Below are 8,689 nucleotides of genomic sequence, written 5' to 3'. Positions count from 1 at the left end.
CTTTCCCAAAAGAAGCGCAATTGGAGGCTTGTTTACCGTGGAATTATGAACCTGATCAGCAATTAGTAACTGAATGAAATACAAAAACGGACTAACTCAAATATGAGGAAGTCCGTTTTGTGTTTCAATACGTCCGGTTATAGTGTGCTTACGGCCTAATAGTGCGCCAAAACTCAGATTCCGGCCATTTAACCCAAGTAAGACCTATTCCGATAAAGTTCATCGAAATAGGTCTTATTTGGGTTAAATTCTGGAATATACCGAGTTTTGTCGCACACTCGTTATTTTAATTAATTTTTGGACTTTTTACGTTGCCGATAAAGCGAGATGGCACAAATTCCTAAACTGATGATCGTAATCAGCAATCCGGTATTCAACATCGGTGGCCAATAGCTAAAGTGAATTGTGTGGTGGCCATGAGCCAGTTTTAAGGCAGTGAAGGTACCGGCGACTTTAACTGGTTTAACAGGATGTTTGTCCACCGTCACGTGCCATCCCTGACTGTACGGAATGGTCGTCATTAACGTTGCTTGACGGTTCTTAACATCGACCAAGCCAGTCAAGCTGCTCTGACTGTGACGCGTAACTGTCATTGGGTTAGCGGCTAATTTTTGCTGACCAATTCTAAATTGCTGATTATTAAATTGGTAGAGGGTGAAGTTTTGCAGCCACAGGGTTGCTTTCTTCAGCGTTAATTGTAATTTGACCGGTTTGCCCTTTTGGTGATCAGCAATGTTGACTACAATCGTATTGCGATAGGTGGGATACTGGGCTAACGGCTGGTTGTTTAACCGCATGGACACATTATCATCCGTTAAGTTTGACCCTAACGTCAGGTAGTAAGCATCGTTAGTCTTAGGCGTAAAGGTAAAGGTGATGACACCGGGTTTGATGAGGTTATTCTTCTGTAAAATTGCCCCAGTCAGTTTAGTCAGTGGCTTCATGTTTTGGAAGACCACGTGATCAAAGTTTTGTGCGCTAAACAGGTGCTGATCTTGAGAATTACCAGTTAAGCCGGCCCACAGATTAGACTGATACTGGGTCGGATCCTTCGTGGTATTATCTAAATTTAAGATCTTGTTGCTAGATAGGAAGCCCAGTGGTAGTGCATAAGGATTTTGATAGGTAGCAATCAAGCCATCTTTGCGAATTCGCTGATAATCCGTTAGATCAGCTCGCGTAGAAACCGGATCAATGAAGTTTGAAGCTAACGTACCGGGATTTGATCGCCGATTCATGACGTACTTCATATTGAGCAGTGAGTCACTCAATAGCGTGCCGTTAGTGTAGGTGACAAAGCCGTCGCCATCAGGTTCACCCATATTCCCCATGAAGGTTGGCATATCCTTTTCTAGCGTTGATGAAAAGACTGAACCACCATTGAATTGCCCGGATAAGGGGTCGTTTTTGGTTCGCATAAAAGTTGGCGTCATCCGGTACCAGCTGTGATCATGGTCGGTGACATGAGCCGATTGGGTCGCCAAAACCTGTTGGTAATTTTGATATTCGGGCTTAGTGACGTAACTGATCCGGTTCAGACTGGTAGTGGCGTTGCTGGACATTTCGATAATGGCAAACAGGACGAAGGCTACTTGATAAAACCATGGCTGCTTATTAGGCAGCGCAATTAAACAAAACGCGGCAACTAACAATAAACTACCAATCAGCATTTGGTTTTGACTTAAAAATGAAAATTGACCGACATTGATCCAGACGTAAGCCACGGTAGCTGTGCAAATTATAATCGGTACGATCAGTTGCTTTAGCGTCGGTGTGAATTCGGGCTTTAAGGCATTGGCTGCTAGCCAGATCAGCCAGAAGCTGACGACGAAAGAAAAGCGGTAAGGGTACCAGATTGGAAACTGCATCCCATGCCATAATAGGTCTAATGGTTCAAAACATAGGGATAGGACTAAAATCGAAGTGACGGCTAACGCCAGCCACTTTGTGCGTGGGTGATGGTTCTTTTGCAAGAAGTAAAAGATGGCCCCTAAAACCATGATGCTACCAATGAACAGGTTAGGAGTACCCTTTGGCATCTGGCTAAAATTGAAACTGCCTAAGAAGAACTTGGCCAGCATTTTGGGTGGGAAATATTCGAATTTAGCGGACCAGTCCGTTTGTGTATATTGGTTCTTACTAATCGCCAGGGAGTGCCACGTAGGTAGCAGTGTGACAGCAGCAATTCCAGCCGCTAATAGTGAACCACCAATGAAGCGGCTCAGTGATTTCAAGGCTGCTTTACCCCCGTGGGTGTTTGACAGCCAGTACCACAAGAAAAAGAGACCGGCAAATAGACACACCATGTAAGCCATGTAATAGTTGATGATCAAAAGCGCGGCTAACCAGCCGACGTATGTCCTCATTTTTCCCGTGTCAACTAGGCGGATGATACCCCAGATAATCAGCGGTAAAATAACGACCGCATCCAGCCACATCAAGTTGAGTTGGTTGGCAACCATCCAGCCCATCAACGCATAACTGGTTGAGAAGGCCAGTACTGGCAGATGTTTTTGAACCTTGGTCTTCATTAATAGCCAAGCAAAGCTCAGCCCCGCAGCACCGTACTTTAGAATGGTGATCCAGTAGATCGCACTGGGCAGTGATTTATCGGGAAACAGAAGCAGAATCAAATTAAAGGGACTCATGAGATAATAAGTCCACACGCCAAACATTTCGCCGCCTAGCGCTTTTTGAAACGAATAAAATAGGCCGCTAGGATGACTGAGTAGGGTATGGCGAAAGTAGGCAAAAAAGTCAACGTACTGCTGACCGAGATCCACGGTGAGCAAAGTTGAATTGCCAAACGGTCCCATACCGCGATAGCTAAAGTAGGCAGCCATCACAACAGCCGGAATGCAGAAACTTAAAATCAGTAATGATAATTTTTCGTGCTGACGCACCCATTGAATGAATATTTTCAAGAATAAAAACCTCCGATAACCCCGTAAAATGGTGATTCATCTACGAGTATGATTCTAAGTATTTAGCATATCATAAAAAACTCATAAAAAGTTTTAAAACCGTTCAGTGTTAATGGTTTCGTTAGGAAAATTCTGGTAGAATGATGAAGTTAGATAAGGAGCGTTCAGGACAGTGAAAAATTTCTTTAGTCGAGTTACTCAACACCAAACGTCTCGCAGTAAGACGTCAACCACATCTCAAATTCCGTTTCGGATGAACTTTCTCTTCATTATTGTGGGACTTTTATTTGCGGCGTTAATTGCACAGTTAGCCTATTTACAAATTCTTCATGGCACCCAGCTTAAAGCGGAGGTGAGTCGGACAGATAGTACCGTTGAAACTAATAATACACAACGGGGCATGATCTTCGACTCTACTGGCCGAGTCTTGGTTGGTAATAAAACCCATCAAGCAATTAGTTATACTAAGGGTGTTAATGTTATGGCGCCAGATATGTATCGGACAGCTAACCGGTTAGGAAAATACCTGACAGTTCCAACTGGTTCGTTGACCCGGCGTAATCGGGCAGACTATTTCTTAGCTTCATCCGGGCGGGCAAAGCAGGTTGCAGCTCATATCCCCGGAGTCAAGAACCCTGCTCAAGCAAATGCTTATAACAAGGAACTTCAGTATCTGTATGCTCATCCATCAGAGTTTACATTAAACAAACAGCAACAAAATGATGCGATGATCTACGCTAGAATGAGCGGTGCTTATTCTCTATCAACGACTTATATTAAGGAAACCGGTGTTACCAGTAAAGAATTAGCAGAAGTCGGTGAACACTTAGGTGAATTGCCAGGCGTCAAGGTCGGTACTAGTTGGACTCGTGATTATCCGTATGGCAGCTCTTTGAAGAGTATTATTGGAACTGTCTCTTCGGAAAAAACGGGGCTTCCTGACAACAAAGTCAATCAGTATTTGGCACAGGGATACTCTCGTAACGACTCGGTTGGTCAAAGTTACCTCGAGCAACAATATGAACCAGTCTTAAGAGGTAGCAAGTCACAAACTGATGTTGAAGTTTCAGGTACCAAGATTATGAACGAAGTTAAACGGTATGGTGGCCAAAAGGGTGATAACCTGCAATTGACGATTAATGCTGGTTTCCAAAAGAAACTGCAATCCTTAGTCCGTCAAGCTGAAGGCGGTGCCGGTGGGGTTTCTACTGGGACCTACGCGGTTGTCATGAATCCTAACAACGGTAACATTATTGGGATGGCAGGTGTTGACCGTAATCCAAGTAATCAAAAGATTACTAACAATGCCTTAGGTGCCATTAATAACTCCATTACGATGGGGTCGGTTGTTAAGGGTGCAATGGTTTCTGGTGCCTTGATGGATGGTGTGATCACGCCAAACAACAGTACCATGACCGATATGCCGATCACTGTTGGCGGAACTAAGAAGTCATCTTGGTTTAACAAAAATGGTGGGCAGAACATGGCCGTTGATGCCTCAACTGCACTAGAAGTTTCTTCTAACTCCTACATGATGCAATTAGCCATGAAGGAAGCTGGTTTCAAGTACCACGAAGGCGCGGCCTTGAATATGAACCCGAACATCTTCAACATTGAACGGGGATACTTCAACCAATTTGGCTTAGGTGTCAAGACTGGTATTGATTTGCCTGGTGAAACCACTGGGCTAGCTGGTTCAACTTCTAAGGCCCATCTTGGGAATGCACTGGATGAAGCCTTTGGTAACTACGATGCTTATACCACGATACAAGTGGCTCAGTATATGTCGACCATTGCTAATGGTGGCTATCGAATTCAGCCACACATCTTATCGTCGATTCGTGGTACCAACCAAAATGGTGGCCTAGGAGCAGTTAAAGACTCTGTTACTCCTAACGTCTTAAATCATATTGATATGACTTCAGCTCAACGGAAAGTCGTTACGAATGGTCTGTATGACGTTGTTCATGGGACTAACACTTGGAAAACTGGTGGCGAACTGGATACGATCAAGCCAGAAATTTCGGCTAAGACTGGGACTGCTCAGACCTTCTATAAGGGGACTGAAACGGTTACGTTAAGTTTAGCCTCATATGCACCTTCGACGCATCCACAAGTGGTGGTTGCTTTGGCAATGCCAAACTTGGACTATAACGCTGAAGATAACAATATGAAGCTGGCTAAAGCAATTTACCAAGCTTATTGGAGTTCGGTTCAATCAACTTCAACGATCAATTCAAGCAGCAGCTCCACAGCTAGCACGCCTAGCAATGCTGCAAGCACTTCTGCAGTTCCTGGTGGTCAATAAACGGAACCTCTTAATTTTAGCTGTAAAGTAGATTTACTTAACAAATCTATGATTTAGGCTGGTAATTAGTTTGAATAAATGATAAAATACTACGAGTTAAGGCTATTTGCCAAATCTTAAAAACGTAGGGAGGTCAGAAGCCATGCGCGTACACATTACGTTAGAATGTACCGAATGTCACGAACAAAACTACTTATCAAGTAAAAACCGTCGTAACAATCCTGACCGGGTAGAGCTGAAGAAGTATTGCCCACGTCAACACAAGGTGACGTTACACAAAGAAACAAAGTAAAGGCATAGGCGATGAGCCTGCGCCTTTTTTATTTAAGAATAGGAGGAATCAGTGGTGGCAACCAAAAAAGCAGTTCGTGAACAAATTATTGCAGCGTTAAATTCCATGCCCGATGATGTGCATCGTTTTCAAGCTGGGATTTTGTATGAACGATTATTTGAATCCGCAGAGTGGAATCGAAGCCAAACGGTGGCGATTACGCTATCGACCGGTTTTGAGCTGGACACCAAGCCAATTATTGAAGCGGCTAAACAAGCTCGCAAACAGGTTGTTGTTCCCAGAACGTTCAGTACTGACCGGCGAATGATCTTTCTGCCGCTAACGGATGCCACGGTTCTAAAAGAATCTAACTTTGGCATCATGGAACCTGAAAATGGGACTGCCGTGACGAAAGATCAAATTGATCTGGTTGTCGTTCCTGGGCTGGGCTTTACCAAAAAAGGTGCCCGGTTAGGGTTCGGTGGCGGCTATTACGACCGTTTCTTGGCCGACTACCAAGGCCGGACAGTGACCCTGGCATTTGAAGCTCAAATGTTTAAAACGCCAACTTGGCCAGTTGCGGATACGGATGTTCTGGTTCAGCACGTGATCACAAGCCACTAGGGGGGCCAAAAATGCAGCAACAACTGAAACGCTGGTTGGCTGGGCCATACGTGACCGTTGGCTTAATTGTTCTGATGTTTATCGTGTATGGTGCAATGACGTTAGCTGGCGGCAGTCAAAATACTCAAGTATTGGTTAACTTTGGTGCGAAATACAATCCCCTGATCATTGCTGGTCAGTGGTGGCGATTGATCACGCCCGTTTTCCTGCACATGGGTTTTGAACATATTCTGTTTAACACAGTGACACTTTACTTTATTGGCCTTCAAATTGAAGCTATTTTTGGTCATGGACGTTACCTGATCATTTTCCTGTTGTCTGGTATTGGCGGTAATTTAGCCAGTTTTGCATTTAATCCCAATTCGATTTCGGCAGGTGCCAGCACTGCGATTTTTGGGCTCTTTGGCGCTTTTTTAATGTTAGGCGAATCCTTTTGGGAGAATCAATATATTCACCAAATGACAAAAACGTTTTTAATGTTTGTTGTGCTTAATCTGGCTTTTGACATTTTTAGTCCTGGTACTGATATTCAGGGGCATATTGGCGGTTTGATCATTGGTTTCTTGACGGCCTACATTGTTGGTGTGCCGAAATTAGGGCAGATCAGTCGGGTTAAACGAGTTTTAGCTGTAATCGTTGCCATTCTTATTATGGTTGGACTATACTATTACGGCGTAACGTTGTAAAATAGAAAAGTAGTCGTGCGAATTTCGGAGGATGTCGAAATGAAAACGCTCTATGATGTACAACAATTGCTGAAACAATTTGGAATTTACGTATATGTCGGCAAACGTTTGTGGGACATTGAGGTCATGGCCTTGGAATTGGATCATCTCCATGATGCCAACGTGATCGATCATAAAACGTTTGCGCATGCCAAGTTAGTTTTAACACACGAGCACCGTCTCGAAGAAGTACGTGAGAAAACGAAATAAGTCTGGAGGAAACAAGTTCATGGCAAAGAGTTTAATTGGTATTGATTTAGGTGGGACCACCACTAAGATTGCGTTTATCTCTAAAGATGGGGATATTCTGCAAAAGTGGAGCATTCCTACTGATATCAGTGAAAATGGTAAGCACATTGTGCCGAATATTATTACGTCACTTAAGAAAACAATGACGGATTCTGGTTACACTAAGGATCAGTTTATGGGTATCGGAATGGGTACTCCAGGCGCTGTTGATATCGAAAATGGGACAGTGATCGGGGCGTTTAACTTAAACTGGAAAACCACTCAGCACGTGCGTGACCAGATTCAAGCCGGTGTTGGTTTACAACTTGTTTTGGAAAATGACGCTAACGTTGCCGCCCTTGGTGAATTCTGGAAGGGTGCCGGTGAAAAGGATCAAGACGTCATTTTTGTGACTCTTGGGACTGGTGTCGGTGGCGGTGTTATTGCTGGTGGTCAATTATTGCACGGTGTTAACGGTGGTGCCGGTGAAATTGGTCATATTACAGTACAGCCCAATGGCTATCTATGTACTTGCGGCAAACGCGGCTGCTTGGAACAGTACTCCTCAGCAACTGGAATCGTCCACGTTGCTAAGGACATGGCAGCTGAATTTACCGGTAAATCACGGTTGAAGGAACTCTTCGATAACCATGAAGAAGTGACTTCTAAAATGGTGGTCTACCTAGCTGATAACGGTGATATCTTAGCTAACCGAATCGTTGATAAGGTTTCTTCTTACCTTGGTTTAGCATTAGCTAACTGTGCCAATATCTTAAACCCTGCCAACATCATTATTGGTGGTGGTGTTTCAGCGGCTGGTAACACTTTATTGCAGCCAACTACCCGTTACTTCCAAGAAAATACATTTCCTGCTGTTCGTGATTCAACCCGAATTAAGCTAGCTCAGCTTGGTAATGACGCTGGTGCAATTGGGGCTGCTTCACTGGCACTCCGGTTTGAAAACGCAGGCGCTTAATTAGTTAATTTGGAAGGACGAGATACATGGTTGTTGCAGCAATTTCGACATCGGCACTTTATACGATTGTTTTAGTTATCCTGTTAGTCGCGTATGCTTGTTGGTATCTTTATGGTATCTATCAACGCAACCAAGCCGCGACGTTAATTGATGAAAAGACTTTTAGAGCAGGTATGCGTAAAGCACAAGTGATTGACGTGAGAGAGAAAAAGGACTTTGATGCTGGACACATTCTAGGTGCCCGTAGCGTCCCTTACTCAACTATGCGCGCTTATTATCAGCAGATCAGAAAAGACCTGCCCGTTTACCTGTATGATCAAGGAAAAGCCATGAGTTCACGGTCAGCAGTGCTTTTAAAAAAGCATGGTTATAAAGAGATTTATATCTTAAAGACCGGTTACGCACGGTGGGATGGTAAGACTAAAAAGTCCGAATAGATCTAACTATAAATAAATAATTTGAATCATTGGCTTGATCTCTGTGTTCAACAGGGGTCAGGCTTTTTTCGGCACTTCGTCAAGTAGAGTTGATTTAGATTTATAGGAGTACTTAGACCTCAATTGGTCTAGGTGCTTTTTTAGTTGGCAGTTTTTTGGACAATGGTTTGAACCAGACGCGTTCCAAAAAAATACG

The 8,689-nt window shown here is 43.8% G+C and carries 8 protein-coding genes; 7 read left to right on the top strand and 1 reads right to left on the bottom strand.

Annotated features, from left to right (window positions below):
• Positions 1 to 290: 290 nt before the first annotated feature.
• Positions 291 to 2,924, bottom strand: a complete 2,634-nt coding sequence (locus FFM73_RS11605) for a YfhO family protein (RefSeq protein WP_268920528.1) — start codon at positions 2,922 to 2,924, stop codon at positions 291 to 293.
• Positions 2,925 to 3,177: 253 nt separating this feature from the next.
• On the opposite strand from FFM73_RS11605, the gene FFM73_RS11600 reads away from it, so the two are divergent.
• The 7 genes from FFM73_RS11600 (at position 3,178) to FFM73_RS11570 (ending at position 8,493) form a co-directional block, all read left to right on the top strand.
• Entirely contained in the window at positions 3,178 to 5,232 is a 2,055-nt protein-coding gene (locus FFM73_RS11600) for a peptidoglycan D,D-transpeptidase FtsI family protein (RefSeq protein WP_137631840.1), read from the top strand.
• A gap of 142 nt (positions 5,233 to 5,374) precedes the next feature.
• Positions 5,375 to 5,524, top strand: coding sequence for a 50S ribosomal protein L33 (gene rpmG / locus FFM73_RS11595; RefSeq protein ID WP_082593127.1), 150 nt, complete (start codon positions 5,375 to 5,377; stop codon positions 5,522 to 5,524).
• Between the two features lie 54 nt (positions 5,525 to 5,578).
• Positions 5,579 to 6,127 carry a 5-formyltetrahydrofolate cyclo-ligase gene (locus tag FFM73_RS11590; RefSeq protein WP_137631839.1) on the top strand — a complete coding sequence of 183 codons (549 nt, stop codon included), beginning with the start codon at positions 5,579 to 5,581 and terminating at the stop codon, positions 6,125 to 6,127.
• An 11-nt stretch (positions 6,128 to 6,138) separates the two neighbouring features.
• Positions 6,139 to 6,813 (top strand): rhomboid family intramembrane serine protease, encoded by a 675-nt coding sequence (locus FFM73_RS11585; RefSeq protein WP_137631838.1) that lies wholly within the window; start codon positions 6,139 to 6,141, stop codon positions 6,811 to 6,813.
• Positions 6,814 to 6,852: 39 nt separating this feature from the next.
• The gene (locus tag FFM73_RS11580; protein WP_137631837.1) at positions 6,853 to 7,062 is read left to right on the top strand and encodes a YqgQ family protein; all 210 of its coding nucleotides are present in this window, start codon (positions 6,853 to 6,855) and stop codon (positions 7,060 to 7,062) included.
• 19 nt (positions 7,063 to 7,081) lie between these two features.
• Positions 7,082 to 8,056: an ROK family glucokinase gene (locus tag FFM73_RS11575; protein ID WP_137631836.1), complete on the top strand. Its 975-nt coding sequence runs from the start codon at positions 7,082 to 7,084 to the stop codon at positions 8,054 to 8,056.
• A gap of 26 nt (positions 8,057 to 8,082) precedes the next feature.
• Entirely contained in the window at positions 8,083 to 8,493 is a 411-nt protein-coding gene (locus tag FFM73_RS11570; protein WP_137631835.1) for a rhodanese-like domain-containing protein, read from the top strand.
• Positions 8,494 to 8,689 lie beyond the last annotated feature (196 nt).

The organism is Secundilactobacillus hailunensis, assembly GCF_005405185.1.
GTDB lineage: Bacteria > Bacillota > Bacilli > Lactobacillales > Lactobacillaceae > Secundilactobacillus > Secundilactobacillus hailunensis.
The sequence above is the reverse complement of the archived record's forward strand: the minus strand, read 5'-3'. Positions and strand labels throughout refer to the sequence as shown.

What these genes read in the sequence shown, in the direction of transcription:
- FFM73_RS11580 (WP_137631837.1), top strand. Translation starts at nt 6,853, where the DNA reads ATGAAAACGCTCTATGATGTACAACAATTGCTGAAACAATTTGGAATT.
- FFM73_RS11600 (WP_137631840.1), top strand. Translation starts at nt 3,178, where the DNA reads ATGAACTTTCTCTTCATTATTGTGGGACTTTTATTTGCGGCGTTAATT.
- rpmG (WP_082593127.1), top strand. Translation starts at nt 5,375, where the DNA reads ATGCGCGTACACATTACGTTAGAATGTACCGAATGTCACGAACAAAAC.
- FFM73_RS11575 (WP_137631836.1), top strand. Translation starts at nt 7,082, where the DNA reads ATGGCAAAGAGTTTAATTGGTATTGATTTAGGTGGGACCACCACTAAG.
- FFM73_RS11585 (WP_137631838.1), top strand. Translation starts at nt 6,139, where the DNA reads ATGCAGCAACAACTGAAACGCTGGTTGGCTGGGCCATACGTGACCGTT.
- FFM73_RS11570 (WP_137631835.1), top strand. Translation starts at nt 8,083, where the DNA reads ATGGTTGTTGCAGCAATTTCGACATCGGCACTTTATACGATTGTTTTA.